Here is a 17,242-nt window from a genome sequence, read left to right as displayed (position 1 = left end):
TGCCGCACGGCGAACGGAACCCATGACGACCCCTCACGAACGACGACTGCGCACATGCTCCCCCACACGGACGCCCTCCTGTCGCTCACCGCCGGGCGCACAAGTGCATGGCCGGCCACCCAAGCACCGAGGGGGAAGCCGTTTCGCGCCGATGCTGGAAGCGTTTGAGGCATGCCAGCAGCCAGGAACTCAGTGTGATGTCCGCGGGGCTGCACGTACCCGACGCCGCGGCGGGGTGCCAAGCCATCCGAGTGAAGCTGGCGGAGTTGCCTGTCCCATACAGTGATCTGCTGGATGACGGTCTGAAGTCAAACCCACTGGACCGTCGAGGGCTGATTAGGTATGGGTGTGGCGAGGCGTCCCCGCCCTCCAAAGAGAGGGTGCATAAAGTTGCTCTTTGGGTATAGGTCAGTTGTTGCGGAATCGGGGCGCGGATGGACCCACTCTCCACAAGGCGGCCCCGGTACTTCTCATTCATACCAAGCGCCCTGTTCATCATCGGGACCGTCTGGAACGCTTACTATCCGCGTGAATTTTGGGGCGATTACCTGCTGGGCGCCGCTGTCATGGTGGCGGCGGCACTCCTCTCGCTACGGCACACGATCGCGGTAGGAGCGGCCCTCGTTTCGGTCGATCTGGCGCTCTTGATCGAGGTCGGTTACCTCGGCTATATCGGCGGCACATTCGAACTGACCAGCGCTGTGTTCACCGCGCTCGTCGGCGTTGGGGTGAACCGGGTGGTCGCTCGCCATGAGCGGCGTCTGGAAGCAGTGCGTTCCATCGCGGCAGCCGCCCAACGGGCCGTACTGCCCTCGCCGCCAGCATGTCTCGGCCCGTTGGCCATTGCCGCCGTTTACAAGGCTGCGCACATCGAGGCGTTGATCGGCGGCGACGCATACGGCGTTCAGGACACGCCGTACGGCGTCAGGCTGCTGATCGCGGATGTACGGGGCAAGGGCCTGGGCGCGGTCGGCGTGGTGTCCGTACTGCTGGGCACGTTCCGGGAGGCGGCAGATCAGGCACCCAGCCTTGTGGTGCTGGCCGAGCGCCTGGAGCGCGCACTGGTCAAAGATGCCTCGTGGCGCGAGGAGGTCATCCGGACAGAGGGGTTTGTCACGGCGCTGCTAGGTGAGATCACACCGGGCGCGGACCATGTGCGGCTGTTGAACTGCGGCCACCCCTCGCCGTATCTGATCGAGGGGGACACGGTGTCCTCGCTGGATCCGGCCGAGCCGAGCCTTCCACTGGGCATGAGGGACCTGGGCGGACCGCAGGCGGAGCCCGGGGACTGGCCCTTCCCGGTCGGCGGCACGCTTTTGCTGGTCACCGATGGAGTGACAGAGGCCCGGGATCCTTCCGGGGCTTTCTACGAACCGGTGACCCGACTCGGCGGCCGGGGCCCCTTCCGGCGGCCGGACGAGGTGATTCAGGTCCTGGTACGCGATGTCGAGCACTGGAGCGGCGGTCCACGCGATGACGACATGGCGATCCTGGCGATCACGCGCTACGCCAGCAGACCGGTCAGCCCGTGAATCCGATTGCTACCGAGGGCGGCGCGGCCCCAGTGCACGCCGCCGCAACACCAGGCTTGGGCATCGCCAAACTTTCAGGTGCAACGAACGGCTCGGGAATTTCCGTTCAACCGTCTCCGCGCGTTCTACCAGTACCAGCCGTTCCGAGGTGACCGTCATGCCGACCGAGCCCCTGGAAGCCGGGCACGCTGCCCTCGGCTTGCCAGCCACCGCGAGCCCATTGTCGGGCAGCGGCCGTACCTGAAGCTTGCCCTGGCCGGCGTCCGTCAATGGCTCGACGACACCCCTACGCCGGACGGCATGTCCACCACCGACCTCGACCAGCAGCTACGCGAGCGCGGCATCACGCACCCCGGTCATCGCCGTGGTGGACGCACATCTGGTGATCGGCACCTCTACTCCGCAGCGGCTCTACCGCATCGTGCAGATGAACAACCGGCGCGATCGCGTCCACCCGCCACTGGAGTTCGACGCTCTCTACCGTCCGCGCGCGCTAGGCGTTTTGATCACGAGCGTTGTTGACACTGGCCGGGCTTGATCATGGCGAAGACCTTCGGTGTGGTGGAGCTGTCCAGGAACGCACCACACAGAGGTCTTCGTGTCCCACCGTAATGCCCGGCTGACCGTTCACGGCAGGCGGCTCAGGGCTGATGCGTTCTCAGGTGGCGAGATGAAGGGTCACCGGGTTCGGTTGGGACGGGGGCCAACCTCGTCGTGCCCAACCGGGGTCGCGCCCGCCCCGGAGCCAACAGAGAAGCAACCGTGTGCAGCTCGGCATCGAGGAGTGGATGGGCCCCACGTGTCACCCGCGGTGGGGCGGCCCCGCTTCTTCAGGAACTGCTCGGCGCGCAGCCGCTGGCCCTCCGCCGCCGTACCGTGAGCGCTGATACCGCCGCCGACCTCCTCGTCATTCGCCGGTCACGGCTACGCCCTCATCGGGCGGTTCGCTGCTGTCGAAGTAGACGACCAGTGTCTGCTCCGGTTGTTCGGCCAGGTGAAAAGCGGTGTACGCATAATCGATCGCTCCCCGTTGCGGGTGTCGTAGCCGTTTCCGACCGCTGTGCCGGGCCTGCACCTCGTACCGCGGCCACCAGTCCCGCACCTCCGGGCTGCCCTCGTTCAGGTCCTCGATCAATCGGGTGTACCGCGGGTCGCCGAAATGGCGTGTCGCTAGCGTGCGAAGTCGGCCGAGCAGGCCGCGTGCCTCGGTTTCCCAGTCGACTAGAACGTCCCGGGCCACCGGCTCGAGAAACACCCAGCGGACGAAGTTGGCGGGCCGGTCCGCCTCAGTGATGAGCCTCGGGAACAACTCGTCGGCTGCCTGGTTGTGACTGAGGACGTCATAGTTGCCGCCGATGATGTACGCCGGGTTCGGCTGGAGCAACAGGGGGACGGCGCCCGCCTCGGCCGTGAGCGGCTCGCGTTCCTCGGCTTCGGCTGCGGGCACGTGACCGGCAAGCTGGAGAAGATGATCGCGCTCGTGCCGGTCCAGCCGCAGCGCCGCGGCGAGGGCGTTGAGCACCTGTTCGGAGACGCCGATCCCCCGCCCCTGTTCCAGGTACGTGTACCAGGTGGCGCTGATCCCGGCCAGCAGTGCCAGTTCCTCTCGGCGAAGTCCCGGAGTCCGACGGCGGCCGGTCCTGGGCAGGCCCACCTCCTCAGGGGTCAGGCGCTCTCTCCGGCTGCGGAGGAATTCACTCAGCTGACGGCGTTGGTCCGACTGCGTGGGCATGACTGGTGGTGTCTCCAGTTCCAGAATAAAGACATTCTGGATGCCAGGCTAAACCGGGCGGAGACTGAGGTGCGAGCACGGGCCGAGGCACTGCCGACGGCCTCACACGGTCACACCGGCACCCGGCCGTCCGGTGCGCAACGGCTTCCGCCACGCTCCTCCAGGACCCGCTGCCGCTCGGCACCTCGGCCCCGGTGCCCAGGATGGAGAGGGCAACTCATGTCCGGAATCAAGGGCAAAGTGGTGGCGATCACGGGAGCCAGCAGCGGCATCGGCGAGGCGACGGCGCTGCTGCTCGCCGAACGCGGCGCGCGACTCGTCCTCGGCGCACGCCGGTCCGAGCGCCTGGCGGAACTGGTGGCCCGGATCGAGAAGGCAGGTGGCACGGCCGTGCAGATCCGCACCGACGTGATCCGGCGGCACGACCTGCAGGCCCTGGTCGCGCTGGCCAGTGAGTGCTTCGGCCGACTCGACGTACTCGTCAGCAACGCCGGAGTCGGCACCATCTCGCCTCTCGACGATCTGCGCGTCGACGAGTGGGACCACATGGTCGATGTCAACGTGAAGGGTGTCCTGCACGGGATCGGCGCCGCGCTGCCGGTCTTCCGGGCGCAGGGAACCGGCCACTTCATCACCACCGCCTCCACGGCCGCGTTTCGCATCGTGCCGACCATGGCCGTCTACGCCGGCACCAAGTTCGCGGTCCGGGCCATCTGCGAAGGGCTGCGCCAGGAAGCCGGCGACTCTCTTCGGGTGACCACCGTCTCACCTGGTGCGACTGCGACCGACTTCGCCGAGGCGTCAACCAACAGCCAGGTCAGAGCGGAGATCACAAAGATGCGGGACGACATCGCGATCCCGCCCGACGCGATCGCCCGGGCCATCGCTTTCGCGATCGAACAGCCTGCCGCGGTCGACGTGAACGAGATCGTCGTCCGGCCAACCGCCCAGAGCTGACCTCCCCCGCCCTTCCGATTCGGACACCCGCACCCGCCGGGCTGTTCCACAGGTCACATGGCAACACAGGCCCGCCGGCCGGTGGGGTGGGTGGCATGCCTGAGTGGAAACGACGGGCGCGACGCCAGATGACCAAGGTTGCTTGGACCGAAGATCGACCTGGAGCCGCGTCCGCGTGCGACCTTCCCTGATCAGCGTCCTCACGCGCCACTTCGAGGATGCAGCCGCGCCATGTCCACCCACGGGCCCCTCTGAACTGCCACGCCGACCGAGGTGTTCGAGCGTCTCCCAAGCCACGCCGGGTACGAGGACGCTCCTACCGGCTCGGCTCACTGCTGGGGCTGTGCCTGGTCGCCGTGCTCAGTGGCGCACGGTCGCTTGCACAGATCGCCCGCTTCGCGGCCGACGCGGCACCTGAGGTGCACGACCAGTTGGGGCTCAACCGGGCCACCCCGCACGCCTCCACCCTCGGACGCCTACGGGCGCGGCTGGACGGGGACACGGTCGACAATGCGGTGGGCGCCTGGCCGGCCCGCCACGCCACCGACCCGGTCGACGAACCCGACGGCTGACCGGGCTGGCCGTCGACGGCAAGACAGTCCGCGGATCGCGCACCGACGGCCACGCCGTGCACCTGCTGGCCGCAGCCCTCCACGACAGCCAGACCGTCATCGCCCAGCGCCAGGTCGCAGCCAAGAGGAACGAACTCCCCGCCTTCATCCCACTGCTGGAGAATCTGGACCTGCGCGGCGTCGTCGTCACCGCCGACGCCATGCACACCCAGGGCGTGAGAGCCGCCGGCTCAAGGCATGCACCATCGCGCCTGGACTGCGCTTCCCGCACGCCGTCCAGGCCATACAGATCAAACGCCGCCGCGTGAATCATCAGACCGGCAGGGTCCAGACGAAGACCGTCTACGCCGTCACCAGCCTCACCCCAGAGCAGGCAGGCCCCGCACGTCAGGCCGAACTCGTCCAGGACCACTGGGCGTGGAAGCTCTACACCACGTGCGAGACGTCACCTACGGCGAAGACGCCTCCCGGATCCGCACCGGCACAGCACCTCGCTCTCCCGGGCCCCGGTCTGACAGACGGATCAGCGCAGTCCGGCGAAGAGATCGTTCTCGGGTACGGCCGCGCCGGTGGCGTCCTGGACACGTACGAAGGTCTCCATGCCCATCAATTCGCCGAACCTCTCCTTGCCCATCTTGAGGAAGAAGATGTTCTCGCCCTGACTGGCGTGCGCGGCCAGCGCGTCGAACTTCTGACCGCTGAACGCGGTGGTGTCCACCCACGTGGTGACCTCCTCGTCGGGGAGGCCGATCTCGGCCATCGCGGCGGCCTCGGCAGGATCCGGCTCCGGCATGTCGTCATGAAACTCGCGCACGATCTCACCGAACCGCTGCATCATCGAGCGGGGCATCGTCGTCCAGTACACCTTCGGTGTCAGCGCGGTCATCTCCAGCGCCGCCATCGTGATGCGGTGGGCCTGGATGTGGTCGGGGTGACCGTAGAAGCCGTTCTCGTCATAGGTGACGACCACATCGGGACGGTAGTGCCGCATAAGTTCCGCAAGTCGGGCGGCGCCTTCATCCACGGGGGTCCGCCAGAAGGATCCGGGGGCGTCGTTGCTCGGCCAGCCCATCATCCCGGAGTCGGCATAGCCCAGCATCTCCAGATCGCTGACCTTCAGGACGTCACAGCTCGCCTCGAGTTCTTGACGGCGCATCAAAGCGACGGCCGCCGAATCGTGCCCGGGATCGCCCGGCTTGACACCTCCCGGTCCATCACCGCAACCGCCATCGGTACACGTCACGAGAACCGTACGGATGCCCTCCGCCGCGTAACGCGCGAGGACCCCTCCGGTTCCGGTGGCCTCGTCGTCGGGGTGGGCGTGCACAGCCATGAGCGTCAAGGGCCGGTCAATCATGAAACAGTCCTCCTGCAGAAATACGTCTCGGTCCGAGTGCGCGGCGGGCGTACCGCGATCCTGAGGGCTCGGATCCTGTCGGGGCGACGACCCTGTGGTCTCCGTGTTCCCCGCCCGTGCGGCGCCGGTCCCTCGGTCGATGCAACACTGCCGGCCGGACCGGCTGTTCCCGGCGCGCACCGAACACCTCGACACCTCGGGCCGCAGGGCGGTCCGGGGCACCGGGATCAGAGGGTGAGCTCCAGGCCGATGACGGGATGCCTGACATGGCGGTGAGCGAGCGCAAAGTACCAGACGCCGAGCCGGGACACCACGTACTTCCGGCGGCGCAGGGCGCCCGCCTTGCGAACGAGGTACAGGTGCGACCCGCATGTCTCTGCGCCATGTCGGATCCGACTTCCATCCGGCACCGGCCATGAGATTCCGATACGAAATTTGAGACCCTGCAAAGACGTCTGCTACATCTGGGCCATGTCGACGAAGCGGGAGTAGTACCCCTGAAAGGCGACCGTGATGGTTGCGGTGGGGCCGTTCCGGTGTTTGGCCACGATCAGGTCGGCTTCGCCGGCTCCGGGAGATTCTCGGTCTTATGCGTCGTCGCAGTGGATGAGGATGACGACGTCCGTGTCGTCCTCCACGGCACCGGAGTCGCGCAGGTCGCTGAGCATGGGCTTCTTGTCGAAGCGCCGTTCGGCTCCGCGGTTGAGGGTGGAGACGGCGATGACCGGGATCTCGAGTTCCTTGACCAAGAGCTTCAGGCAGCGGGAGATTCCGGAGATTTCCTCGTAGCGCGAGCCGAGCTGGCGGGTGGCGTAGTTGAGGCAGGTGCCGGGCGTCAACGACAATGAGCAGAGGCTCCGCCTGGCTCGCCGAAGAGACCGCCTGGGGACCATCCCCGCGGGTGCGGGGAGTAGGACAGGTGTGCTCACCCGGCCCTTCCGGTGTGCCGACCGAGGCCTACGACACCGTCCCCCGGCAGCTTCACGGTCGATCATCCAGGGAACCGGGAGGCGCTCTACCGGCGGACCGCCGAGATCAGTCCGCCGGGCCGCTCCTCGCGCTGCGGCGGGGTGCTGATCGGGCGGCCGTAGGCGGCAGCGCGCTCGCGCAGGGTGTGGCTGCTGGCCGCCCAGCCGTGCCCGGCCAGCCAATCCACCGGGTCGTCGGGCATCTCCGAAACCCACATGGATGCCGCCGATCCCGGCACGGCGTCCGCGCCGAAGCGCTCGATCACGCCGCGCGAGCCCAAGGTCAGCCCCATCCGACTGCCTGTCGCCGACTGCGCGCTGATCCGGGCCAGCAGCAGCTCCACCGCGTCCTCGGGCAGATAGATCAGCAGTCCTTCGGCGATCCACACGGTCGGCACGGCCGGGTCATGCCCTGCGGCGGCCAGCGCGCCTGGCCAGTCCTCACGCAGATCCACCGCGACGGTGATCCGCTCGCAGCGTGCGACGGCCCGCTCCTGGCGCAGCACAGAAGCTTTGAAGTCCAGTGGCGCGGCGGTGTCGACCTCGAACAGCCGGGTGCCCTCGGGCCAGTCCATCCGGAAGGCCCGGCTGTCCATGCCGGCACCGAGCAGCACGACCTGCCGGACCCCGGACGCGGAGGCCTGCTGCAACAGATCGTCGAGGAACTTCGTCCTGATGACGATGGAGTACGACACGGCCAGTCGGCGGCGTCGCGCGGCCTCGTCACCGGGCGGCGGCGAGGAGGGCCATAGGCCGCCGGCGGTGGCGAAGGCCTGTGCCAGTGGGTCGCGGAACAGCGCGCTCTCCCGCTCGGTCTCCAGCGCCCGTACCCTGGCCACCCCCACAGCCGTGGCCCACACTCCCGACGGCTGCACCCGCTCCTGCTCATCAGTCACCGCGCCAGCCTAGAGGATCGATTCCAAGGGGCCTGATGAGTGGATCCAGGTTCATGCGCGTAATTTGCGGCCGCTTTCCAACACCCTGCCCGCCGGGGGGCAGCGCACCGCCGTGGTGGTGAGCAAATCCACGGGCGCCACCCGTACCCGGGCTGCCAGGAAAGAGTTTCTGCAGGCCGAGCTTTGAGAACTCCCGCTTGTCGAAAGCAACACGGGAGGCCAGGTCCGCGCCCTTGTTGCACGTGTGCAGCGTCGCCGGCAGCCGCAGCGCCTCTTCGGCACTCGGCAGCAACTTGGCCTGCACGACCATCTTCACACGCAAACGCTAACCTCTCGAACCGACAACGCGGCCCGTCCTGGGCGGCAGTTGACAGCCTGCTCTCCGGGCCGTCGACGGCAATCACGTCCGCAGGCAATGCATGCCGCTGCGCGCCCGCGTATATGCACAGATCCCGGACGCTGCACGGCCGAGTGCTGAAGAGCCGGTCCCTCCCCGGGCTGAAGCCCGGGGCATCCTCGGCAGATAGAGGTGCGGCGATGTCCCAGGCGCTGCTGGAGCACGGCCGGGCCGGCCGATTCGCCTTCCCGCCGCCGATCGGGCGCTGCTGGACGTGGACCTCGATGGCGGCATCGCCTTGCGTGTCCACATGGACGGCTCGGTGCCGCCCGACTGGGAAGGCGGCCGCATCCCCGTCCTGGGCTCCGGAGTGGCGTCGGACCCGGGCGTGCTCTCCCGCTGCCCGCACGTGTACCGGGTGCGGTGCGAGAGCGACGGCGTCCGCCGCCGGGTCTGGATCGGCACCCAGAGCCTGGCCCGCCCCACCGAGTGGGTCCCCCTCGCCGACTGTTCCTGGACCGATGACAGTCTGATCACCCCAGCCGCTACCGAGATCCTGCGAAGGCGCCCCTCCGCCACGAGCTCTGCACCGACCGAGGCGGCGCCTCTCGGGATCTTTGCCTGGGAACGTCACCCGGTTCATCCGCGGACTGGAGGCAGCCCAGCGCGCCGGAACCGTCGAACACGTACGGCGCCTCTGCGCCGACAGCGGCCCCTTCTCGAAAGCCTGGACGCCGCAAGCCCGCACCGAAGCAGAACAGGCACTTGAGGAGGCCCGGGCATGGCTGACCGGCCATGAGGCCTACCAGCAGCGGGCCTTCACCGACCTCGCCAAGGCAGTCACCGAGAAGCGGGCCTGGGACGTCCGCGCCCAGCTGCAGACCGCCACGACACTCACCCGGCGCGGTGCCAGCGCCTCCGAACAGCGGGTCCTGGCCACGGCCTGTGCCTTCGTCCGCCAGCAGGACCACCTCCTCGCCGCCGGATCGGGCCGGATCGTACTCAACCCCCTCCCCCTGCCGCGGCGCCCCAAGCGCAAGCGCTCCAAGCCGCAGGAGACACCGAAGTGGTGGAAGCGGCTGGTGACTGGCTATCCGACAGTGAGCGGCAGGAGGCCAGGTTCTAGGTCAGGAAAATGTTCCGCCGGAAAACGTCCCAGTGGTGGCAGCAGTACGGCGGTTGGTACGAGCAGCAACAGACCAGCAGCTCGGGGTGGGCCCCGGTCGAGGAGCAGCGCAAGCCGGTCTTCGAGTTGGGGCATCCCCGCGGGCGAGGGGATGGTCCCGCTGGGGAGGCGCACTCGGGGCACAGGACGGGGTGCTCCCCGCGCGTGCGGGGATGGTCCCCCTCGACATTTCCGAGCGACTGTCTGTCCCATCAAGCCATGGCTCCGCCATGCGGGCGGGACGCTATAGCTTCCAGCTCCGCAATTGTTCGGCGACGTCCTGCACGCTGATGCGGGTGTCGCGGATCTTGCGGACCAGGTCGGAGAGGGCACCGTAGGGGGGATCGATGCCTTCGCCGGACTGGTCCATGTACTGGGCGGCGATGAACGCCGCGTACAGGCTGGTGCGGTGCGGGAGGGGCTCCAGTCGCACGATGGTGTGCATCAGGGCGGCCGCGCGCCAGGCGGTGTCCGGGTCGGCGGCGGCGAGGGTGGGAAGCCGGGTCTTGTGGCGGGCGACGGCGGCGACCAGGGCGGAATAGTCCAAGACCGTGAGGTCGTCGTGCCCGAGTGCAGCCTCCTGAACGTCGAGAAGCCAGGAGACGTCGATGTAGAGGTGCATCAGGCGGCAGCGGCTCCGTTGCCGCGCTGGGTGGGGGGCACCTCGTCGGGGAAGGCCTCGTCGAACTCCTCGCGCAGCCGGTCTGCCCATCCGGTGGCGCCGGCGATGAACTGCTTGCGCTGCATCTCGCGGACGCCAAGGTCGTGGAGGTACTGCTTGAGGCTCTTGCCCTCGGCAGCGGCCGCGGCCCGTACGCCCTCGAGCTCTTCGTCGGTGAAAGAAACGTTCAGGGATGGCATACGGTCGATGGTACCTACTAGGTGCCTACCATGCGAGCATCTTTCCGGTGATCTCGCGGTGGGCCGGCCACCGGAGTCGTCACAGCACGGGCGCACATCCGCACGTGGTCGCGACGGGCCGCCCTTGACGTTTGCTGCTTCCCACGTCCAGGAGGGGATCCTCCACCGCAGCAGGGTCTGTCCAGCAGGACGCGGGGTGCTCTCCGCTGGAGAGGCAAGGGCGGTGCTCCCCGCGCATGCGGAGATGGTCCAAGCCGCCGATGACCAAACGGCAGACGGACGACGTGCTCCCCGCGCATGCGGGGATGGTCCCCCATCTGCTGAGAGAGCGTCGTGAGCCTGGAGCTGCGCTCTCCGACGGCTCCCGGAGCCGTCCGCTGCTGCACGGCTGACGGGAGAGCGAGAAGACCCGCGCAGCGCGGGTGGTCCACCCACGTGGGTCAGGAGAACGGTGAAAGCCTCACCGCCGAACCGGTACCGCGCGCAGCGCCACCGGACGGCCGGACGAGCTGGACATCACCGCGGCACGCGCCCTGACCACCGGGCAACCGGCTTACCGAGTCGGCATCGGCCTCACCCATGAGCAGAGACTGAGCGGCACCCTCCGGCTCGGCGCAGAGGGTGGTTGTGCAGGTCTCAACCGGAGGCGTTTGTTGCCCACTTCGGCAGGCAGGCGCCGTCGAACCGGCCTATGCGTCCTCGGCGAACATGCGGTTCAGGAAGCGGTCAGGGTGGTTGACGAACGCGCGGGTCAAGGCGACAGGCTCGGCCTGTTCGTATGCCACCTGTTCGATGGTGCCGCCGGTCTCGATCTGCAGGATCCGTGCGCCGGGCATGGCCAGCAGGATCGGCGAATGCGTGGCCACCACGAACTGGCACCCTTGCTGGAGAAGCTCCCGGATCCGGACCATCATCGCCAGGCATCCCTGCACCGACAGGGCTGCCTCCGGTTCGTCCAGTATGTACAGACCGTTCGGGCCGAAACGGTGGTGTGCCAGGTCCAGGAACGACTGGCCGTGGGAGCGTTCGTGCGGGGACCGGCCGCCGTAGGCGCGCAGCAGTTCCCCCGAGCCTTCGTCGAGCCGCTCGATCTCGGTGGCCACGTTGTAGAAACTCTCCGCGCGCAGGAAGAATCCCGTGCGGGGTCTGCGGTTCCAGCACAATGTCAGGTGATCGCCCAGATCGGACTGGGAAGCCCGGCTGGCGAACCGGAAGGACCGCGAGCCGCCCTCGGCGTTGAAGCCGGCGGCCGTGGCCAGCGCCTCGATCAAGGTGGACTTGCCCGAGCCGTTGTCGCCGACCACGAACGTCACTGCGGGGTCGAGATCGAGCCGGTCCATGCCGGCGAGGTGGGTGACGACCGGCAGGCTGAAGGGATAGCGGTCAGTGTCCACGCACGAGTCGAGCTGGACATGCCGGACGAAGCCCTGGCTGCGGCGGGTCATCGGCCGCCCCTCCCGGTCCGGTCCGGTGCAGCGGCATCTGTCGCAGTCATGTCCTGACCATAGATCCGGGCACTGACATCGACAGGGCAGGCAGGTTTCGGTGGTGGTGGCTTCGGCACGGGCTCAAGGCCGTGCCGGACGCCGTCCCTTGAGGTGTCCTTGAGGTGTCCTTGTGCTGTCCGGTCGCCGGGGCTCGTGCTCGGGTGGGCCCTGCCCGTGCGACGTCCAAGGGCGGCACCCTTGCGGGTGCCGCCCTTGGTGGTCACGAGTGTGAAGAGGCCCGCGCCTGCCTCAGTACGCGCTGTTGACGTTGTCCATCGAACCGTAGCGGTGCCCGGCGTAGTTGCACGCGGCGGTGATGTTCGCGACCGGGTCGTAGATGTTCCACGAGGTGCCGGGCACGTGGTAGGCGCGGAAGGTCGGGTCGATCACCTGCAGCAGGCCCTTGGAGGGGATGCCGTTGACCGCGTTGACGTCCCACTTGTTGATGGCCATCGGGTTGCCCGAGGACTCACGCATCACGTTGCGGTAGATGCCGCTGTAGGAGCCCGGGATACCGTTCTGCTTCATGATCGCAAGGGACTGGCGGATCCAGCCGTCGAGGTTGCTGCCGGAGGCCTTGGCAGTGCTCTGCCGTACCTGCGGGCGCGCGGCGGACCGGCCGGCGGTCTGCGGCGCCTCGTGCTGCACGGCCTTGTGCACCCGGGCGGCCGAGGCGGCGGCGGGAGCGTCGTGGGCAGGGGTCTGCGCCTGGCTGGGAGCGGCGCTCAGCACCATCGCGCAGCAGCCGAAGGCGGCCACACCGGCGGTCGTGAGTTTCTGGGTCTTGGTCAGAGCACGAGCACGGGCACGAATGGTGGTGTTCTTGAGCATTGACTAAAGGGACCTCTTCGTAGAGCGCGGAATATCGCCCGGATGCCTTCGGCGGACTGGTGTTTCCAGCAACAAACGCCGTGATCCGAGGACCGCGGCGCCGAGCAACGAAAGCAATTCTTAGCGACCGCAAAAACCTCTGGCAAAGGTGTGACGTACTATCCCGGGTAGTCGCAACGGCCGGGGCAAGATGGGGTAAACCGTGACATCTGCCCGCTCACGGACACCGCACCCTGCCCTAAGCACCTTCGTATGTGACCTGCACCCTGTGCGGGCCCTCACACCAGGAGCGAAGAGATGTCACACTGAGTCGCGAACGCAAACCCCTCGTGAAGCGCTCTCCCAGGGAACCCCCACGCCGCAACCACCACCGGCCAGTGCCGACCCAACACTCACCCCTGGGCATCCCGGGCAGCACAAACACGGCAGCTGTAGTTCGTGATCGTGCCGGCCGTGTCACGCCGCAGCGGCGGCGGTGACGTTGTTCCAGCGGCGGTGTGCTTCGGCCGCGCTGTACTGGTGTTCGCGGCGCCAGGCGGACCGGTGCAGCAGGTGACCGCGGTCGCGGCGGGGCGAGGGCAGCACGGTGGCCCGCCGCAGGCGGCGCGGTTCGCGGGCGCTGACCGGGACGAGTCGGCCGTGGGTGGTCTGGGCGGTGGCGCGCAAGCGGGTGACGGCGAGGACGGCGGCGTCGGACATGCTGATGAAGGTCCAGCGCATCCAGGAGTTCCAGCAGGCGGTCTGGCCCTGGTCGAGGCCGCAGGCACTTTTGCCGAGCTGGAAGTCCTCTTCGATCGCCCAGCGGCAGCAGATCACGTCGACCGGTGTGGCCAGGGCGACGGAGCGGCGGAATGACAGCGGTAGGGGGAGCGTCCCCGGTGTAGCGGCGACGGCGGATGACCAGGTGGGAGTGCCCAACTGCGTGTCCGGCGGGGGTGTCGTCGGCGGGCACGTCGAGCAGGGCCCAGTCGTAGTGGCGGTCGCCCTTGAGCCCGTGCCGGTGCGCATGCGTGCCCGGGCATTCTTGGGAACCCGCCGGGCGAGTCCGGCGGAGGTGAAGGCGCCGGCGGCGGTGGTCACTCGGTGATCGGTCCTGACGGCTACGGCGTAGTCGAAGCCCAGGCGGCGGGCGGCCACCGCGCAGTTCACTTCCGTCGTACACCTCGTCGGCGGCCATCCAGCGGGCGTGGATGCCCAGGGCGCGGGCGCGCTCGAGCGTGCCGGCGGCCAGCTGAGGCTTGGTGGCGAACTCCCGTTCGCCGGGGACCTGGGTGAGCAGGCGCCGCTCTTCGCCGGCGGCCCAGGCGGCGGGCAGGTACGGCTCCCGGTCGATCATCGCGTGGCCGAGCCGAAAGGCATAGGTGAGGTGGACGGCGACCTGACATAGGGTCCACTCCGCTCAGGGCCCCGGCGTACTGGTGGGCCGCTCCGACGGCATCGGTGGAGGACTTCTCGTCGCCTGTCTCATACGCCACCAGCACGGCCTGGTCATCGGCGAGTTCACTCGTGATCCACTCAGTGAGGCGTTCGCGGGCCAGGTCATGTCGACGCGCGCGCGGGCGAGGTAGTGCTGCTGGCGGTGCGGACCGGAGTGGCTCAGGGCCTCGGCGAGCGTCCAGCAGTTGCGGGTGTCCGGCTCCATCAGCATCACCTCGCACATCTGCCCTGCCGACAGGCGGGGTTCACGCCGGGTGAAGCAGTCCGGCACCGCGGCCATCGCCGCCCCCACCGCGTCCGTCCACTCACGCTCGGCTATCGCGGCCTCCGCGGCCTCCTGGTCCTTGATCGTCGTTACAAACGCTCACGATCATGGTGGTCGCTCCTCTGCCCGCAGCGCCCCGACACTCGCCCTGACCACCCATCAACCGGCCGTCCCTGCCCGCAAGAACGGCTGCCCGGAGCGACCTCAATGCGCCGGCTGGGCAGGCCCATGCTCGGGGCTTCCAGCCGCAGGCTGCCGACGAGACCAACCAGCCCCAGGAGCCCTCACTCACGCGGCTCAGCCCCCAGAAGGGCTACGAAACCCGGCAACGCGCTGCGTCTGCACATGTCGCGGGCTGTGACAACGGTGGCTGGTAGGGGCGCCTGCGCTGCCCGCGGAAGGTTGCGAGGACACAGGATAACGACTGCGGGCGGCGCGAGGCCCTGTGTGTCCAGAAGGACGGTGGCCGCCACAACCGGGTTTGAGCTGGGCACACCGACAGCGCCATGATGGGGCCGTTCGAGTGACCCCGGTGCGGTGGAGCAAACGATGCGGCGAGACGGGAAGACGGCCCCGTCCGATCTCCAGCTGAAGATCGTGCTGCGCGGCACGAGACCGCCCCTGTGGCGGCGCCTCGTGCTGCCGTCCGACACCTCGCTCGGGACGCTGCACGACGCCATCCAGGTCGCCTTCGGATGGCACGGTGGCCATCTGCACCTTTTCACCGACGAGTTCGACCGAGGGTACGGCGATGCGGCCCGGCTCACCGGCATCGATCTCGGCTTCGGCCGCGAGGTCGGGGACGAGGACGCCACCGCGGTCGGCGACGTGCTGGACGAGGAGGGAGCACGGCTGCGCTACGTCTACGACTTCGGCGACGACTGGGAGCACGGGATCACGCTCGAGAAGACACTGCCGCGCCCGGTCGGCGCGGAGCGGGCGGTGCGCTGCGTCGGCGGGCGTCGCGCCGATGTACCCGCCGAGGACATCGGCGGCGTGTGGGGGCTGGCCGAGGTGCTGGAGTTCCTCGACCCCCCGGACGGGGCCGGGCATGGCCCGTACGGCGAGCTTGTCGCCGAGCTGCGGGCAGCCGGTTACGACCCGGCGGCCTTCGACCGGGACGGGATTACCACGCGGCTGGCCCAGTTGACGCCGGACACGGTGTCCGGTGGAGCGAAGCCGCCGACCGGTGATCGGGCCGGGCGCGGCGGTGTCGGTCGGCTGACCGCCGAGGACGTGGCGTTGTGTGCCTGCGGGCAGTGCGGGACGCGCGATCCGGTCGATGGCGGAGCCGACGGACCGGACGAGGATGTGCCTGTGCTGCGCCCGGTGACCCTGGCTCCGCAGGACGACCTTGTCGCCGCCGTGCACGGTGTTCCGCTCTTCGACGCGGCGCTGCGGCTCGCCATCTGGTGCCGCGAGGGACGCCAGGTCACCGCCGGCCGGGTGCTGCGGCCCGCGCTCGCCCGTGAGGCCGTCGAGGAGCTCCAGCTGTGGAAGCTGGCCGGCGACGACTCTCCGTATGCCGATGCCGTCGCGCGGGCTCGTACGTTGAAATCCCTGCGCAGCGCCAAGGACGTGGCCGTTCTCGACGATCCGTGGTGGCTCGCCGTGGACGGCGGGATGATCAAGATCACCGGGGGCCGCGCGTGGGGTGGCGCGGCAACCGACTTCACCGGTGAGGACCTTCTGGAGTTCTGGGCCGCCACGATCGGTGATCTGCTGGAGGAGATCGGTGAGACGGGAGTGCCGAACGGGTGGCACGGTGAGCTCGGCGAGCTGACGGCCGAGATCGCCGACGGACTGGTCGGCCTGCTGTACGACGCCCCGGACGACGCCTGGGTGGATGTCGACGACCTGCGTGCGAAGGCCCGTGAGATCGGCGAGGACGGGCCGGAGTTCGATCTCTTCCAGGCGCTGTTCGCGGCGTCCTTCCAGTGGCTCGGGGAAGAGCTCGCCCTGCTGGGCGCGGTGGAGTACGAGCCCGGCGACGGTTCGGCCGAGGAGACGCTGCACACGCTCCTGAACGCCATGGGCGGACAGGAGCCGGGCGTCGGTTCGGGAACCTCGTCGGCGGGGTCGGAGCAGTCGTGGGACGACAGGCGCGGCCACCGCATGCGGCTCACCCCACTCGGCCGCTACGGGCTCCGCGCCTACCTGATGGAGTGCGGTGTGCCCGCGCCCCTGCTCGGTGAGTTGGCCGAAGCGGACGCCGACGCTCTGCTCCAGGGGCTCCTGGGCTACTCCCCCGAGGAAATGCGCCGGGAGGTCCAAGGGTGGCTGGGACACCGCTCGGCGGCGGATGCCGCGGTAGGGCTGCTCGACGCATGCGCGGGAGACGGCCCCGAGGCAGCAGCGAAACGCGCCGTCGCCCAACTGGTGCTGGCCGACCTCGATGACCCCCGGGCACTGTGCGTGCTGCGCAAAGCAGCAGCCTCCGACGTCGAGGGGTGCCGCCAAGTGGCCACCACGACCCTGGTCGCACGCCTTGGGGCAGAAGCACGTGTGGACCCGGCGCAGACGGATGAGGCCGGCCTGTGGCTACTCATCGACGGACTGTCCATCCTCGCCGGTGCTCAGGAGAGCGAGGGGCTGACCCGGGGCTTCCTGAAGACCTGGAACACCGCGCCAGAGGCGCTCGAACAGCAGGTGGACGAGCTGTGGCGAGTGGAACACCCAGCCACCGCCCACGTGCTCGCCGAACTGGGTGAGGGCCTGCGGGGCGTCGACAAGCGGCTGGCCAAACGCATGCGTACCGCGGCGAACAAGGCCCACTCCCGCTGGTGACAGCAGGTGGACAAAGGCGCGGTGAAGACCGTCTGGACGACAGTAAGGCGAAAGAGTG

15 protein-coding genes and 2 pseudogenes are annotated in these 17,242 nt (G+C 68.7%); 6 read left to right on the top strand and 11 right to left on the bottom strand.

Annotated features, from left to right (window positions below):
• The first annotated feature begins 434 nt into the window (after positions 1-434).
• Entirely contained in the window at positions 435-1,532 is a 1,098-nt protein-coding gene (locus tag ACFY2Z_RS17200) for a PP2C family protein-serine/threonine phosphatase (protein WP_390744979.1), read from the top strand.
• Positions 1,533-1,899: 367 nt separating this feature from the next.
• Positions 1,900-2,070, top strand: a complete 171-nt coding sequence (locus ACFY2Z_RS17195; protein ID WP_390744978.1) for a hypothetical protein — start codon at positions 1,900-1,902, stop codon at positions 2,068-2,070.
• Between the two features lie 369 nt (positions 2,071-2,439).
• Here ACFY2Z_RS17195 and ACFY2Z_RS17190 read toward each other — a convergent pair whose 3' ends face one another.
• The gene (locus tag ACFY2Z_RS17190; RefSeq protein WP_390744977.1) at positions 2,440-3,264 is read right to left on the bottom strand and encodes a helix-turn-helix transcriptional regulator; all 825 of its coding nucleotides are present in this window, start codon (positions 3,262-3,264) and stop codon (positions 2,440-2,442) included.
• 219 nt (positions 3,265-3,483) lie between these two features.
• Between ACFY2Z_RS17190 and ACFY2Z_RS17185 the strand changes: the two genes are divergently transcribed.
• The 3 genes from ACFY2Z_RS17185 (at position 3,484) to ACFY2Z_RS17175 (ending at position 5,101) form a co-directional block, all read left to right on the top strand.
• Positions 3,484-4,221: an SDR family oxidoreductase gene (locus ACFY2Z_RS17185; protein ID WP_390744976.1), complete on the top strand. Its 738-nt coding sequence runs from the start codon at positions 3,484-3,486 to the stop codon at positions 4,219-4,221.
• Positions 4,222-4,439: 218 nt separating this feature from the next.
• Positions 4,440-4,793: a transposase family protein gene (locus ACFY2Z_RS17180; RefSeq protein ID WP_390744975.1), complete on the top strand. Its 354-nt coding sequence runs from the start codon at positions 4,440-4,442 to the stop codon at positions 4,791-4,793.
• The gene (locus ACFY2Z_RS17175) at positions 4,745-5,101 is read left to right on the top strand and encodes a transposase (protein ID WP_390745112.1); all 357 of its coding nucleotides are present in this window, start codon (positions 4,745-4,747) and stop codon (positions 5,099-5,101) included. Before ACFY2Z_RS17180 ends, ACFY2Z_RS17175 begins: the two co-directional genes overlap by 49 nt.
• A 215-nt stretch (positions 5,102-5,316) precedes the next feature.
• Here ACFY2Z_RS17175 and ACFY2Z_RS17170 read toward each other — a convergent pair whose 3' ends face one another.
• The 10 genes and pseudogenes from ACFY2Z_RS17170 to ACFY2Z_RS17125 all read right to left on the bottom strand — a co-directional run.
• Positions 5,317-6,150: a PIG-L family deacetylase gene (locus ACFY2Z_RS17170; protein WP_390744974.1), complete on the bottom strand. Its 834-nt coding sequence runs from the start codon at positions 6,148-6,150 to the stop codon at positions 5,317-5,319.
• 458 nt (positions 6,151-6,608) lie between these two features.
• A pseudogene (locus tag ACFY2Z_RS17165) lies at positions 6,609-6,959 on the bottom strand (DnaB-like helicase C-terminal domain-containing protein); the annotation flags it as partial.
• Positions 6,960-7,165: 206 nt separating this feature from the next.
• On the bottom strand, positions 7,166-8,014 hold the full coding sequence (locus tag ACFY2Z_RS17160; RefSeq protein WP_390744973.1) for a class I SAM-dependent methyltransferase: 849 nt from the start codon (positions 8,012-8,014) through the stop codon (positions 7,166-7,168).
• Positions 8,007-8,330, bottom strand: coding sequence for a hypothetical protein (locus ACFY2Z_RS17155; protein ID WP_390744972.1), 324 nt, complete (start codon positions 8,328-8,330; stop codon positions 8,007-8,009). Before ACFY2Z_RS17155 ends, ACFY2Z_RS17160 begins: the two co-directional genes overlap by 8 nt.
• A 1,430-nt stretch (positions 8,331-9,760) precedes the next feature.
• Complete coding sequence (locus tag ACFY2Z_RS17150) at positions 9,761-10,138, bottom strand: toxin Doc (protein ID WP_390744971.1); 378 nt, start codon at positions 10,136-10,138, stop codon at positions 9,761-9,763.
• Positions 10,138-10,377, bottom strand: a complete 240-nt coding sequence (locus ACFY2Z_RS17145; protein ID WP_390744970.1) for a hypothetical protein — start codon at positions 10,375-10,377, stop codon at positions 10,138-10,140. Before ACFY2Z_RS17145 ends, ACFY2Z_RS17150 begins: the two co-directional genes overlap by 1 nt.
• Positions 10,378-11,066: 689 nt before the next feature.
• Positions 11,067-11,822: an AAA family ATPase gene (locus tag ACFY2Z_RS17140; RefSeq protein ID WP_390744969.1), complete on the bottom strand. Its 756-nt coding sequence runs from the start codon at positions 11,820-11,822 to the stop codon at positions 11,067-11,069.
• 291 nt (positions 11,823-12,113) lie between these two features.
• Complete coding sequence (locus ACFY2Z_RS17135) at positions 12,114-12,695, bottom strand: transglycosylase SLT domain-containing protein (protein WP_390744968.1); 582 nt, start codon at positions 12,693-12,695, stop codon at positions 12,114-12,116.
• A gap of 456 nt (positions 12,696-13,151) precedes the next feature.
• Entirely contained in the window at positions 13,152-13,613 is a 462-nt protein-coding gene (locus tag ACFY2Z_RS17130) for a hypothetical protein (protein ID WP_390745121.1), read from the bottom strand.
• A gap of 274 nt (positions 13,614-13,887) precedes the next feature.
• Positions 13,888-14,031, bottom strand: a pseudogene (locus tag ACFY2Z_RS17125) (IS701 family transposase); the annotation flags it as partial.
• A gap of 915 nt (positions 14,032-14,946) precedes the next feature.
• On the opposite strand from ACFY2Z_RS17125, the gene ACFY2Z_RS17120 reads away from it, so the two are divergent.
• Positions 14,947-17,184, top strand: coding sequence for a hypothetical protein (locus ACFY2Z_RS17120; RefSeq protein ID WP_390744967.1), 2,238 nt, complete (start codon positions 14,947-14,949; stop codon positions 17,182-17,184).
• Positions 17,185-17,242: the final 58 nt, after the last annotated feature.

This window comes from Streptomyces sp. NPDC001222 (assembly GCF_042896945.1).
GTDB classification, from domain to species: Bacteria; Actinomycetota; Actinomycetes; order Streptomycetales; family Streptomycetaceae; genus Streptomyces; species Streptomyces gibsoniae.
This window is presented reverse-complemented; position numbering and strand designations above follow the sequence as displayed.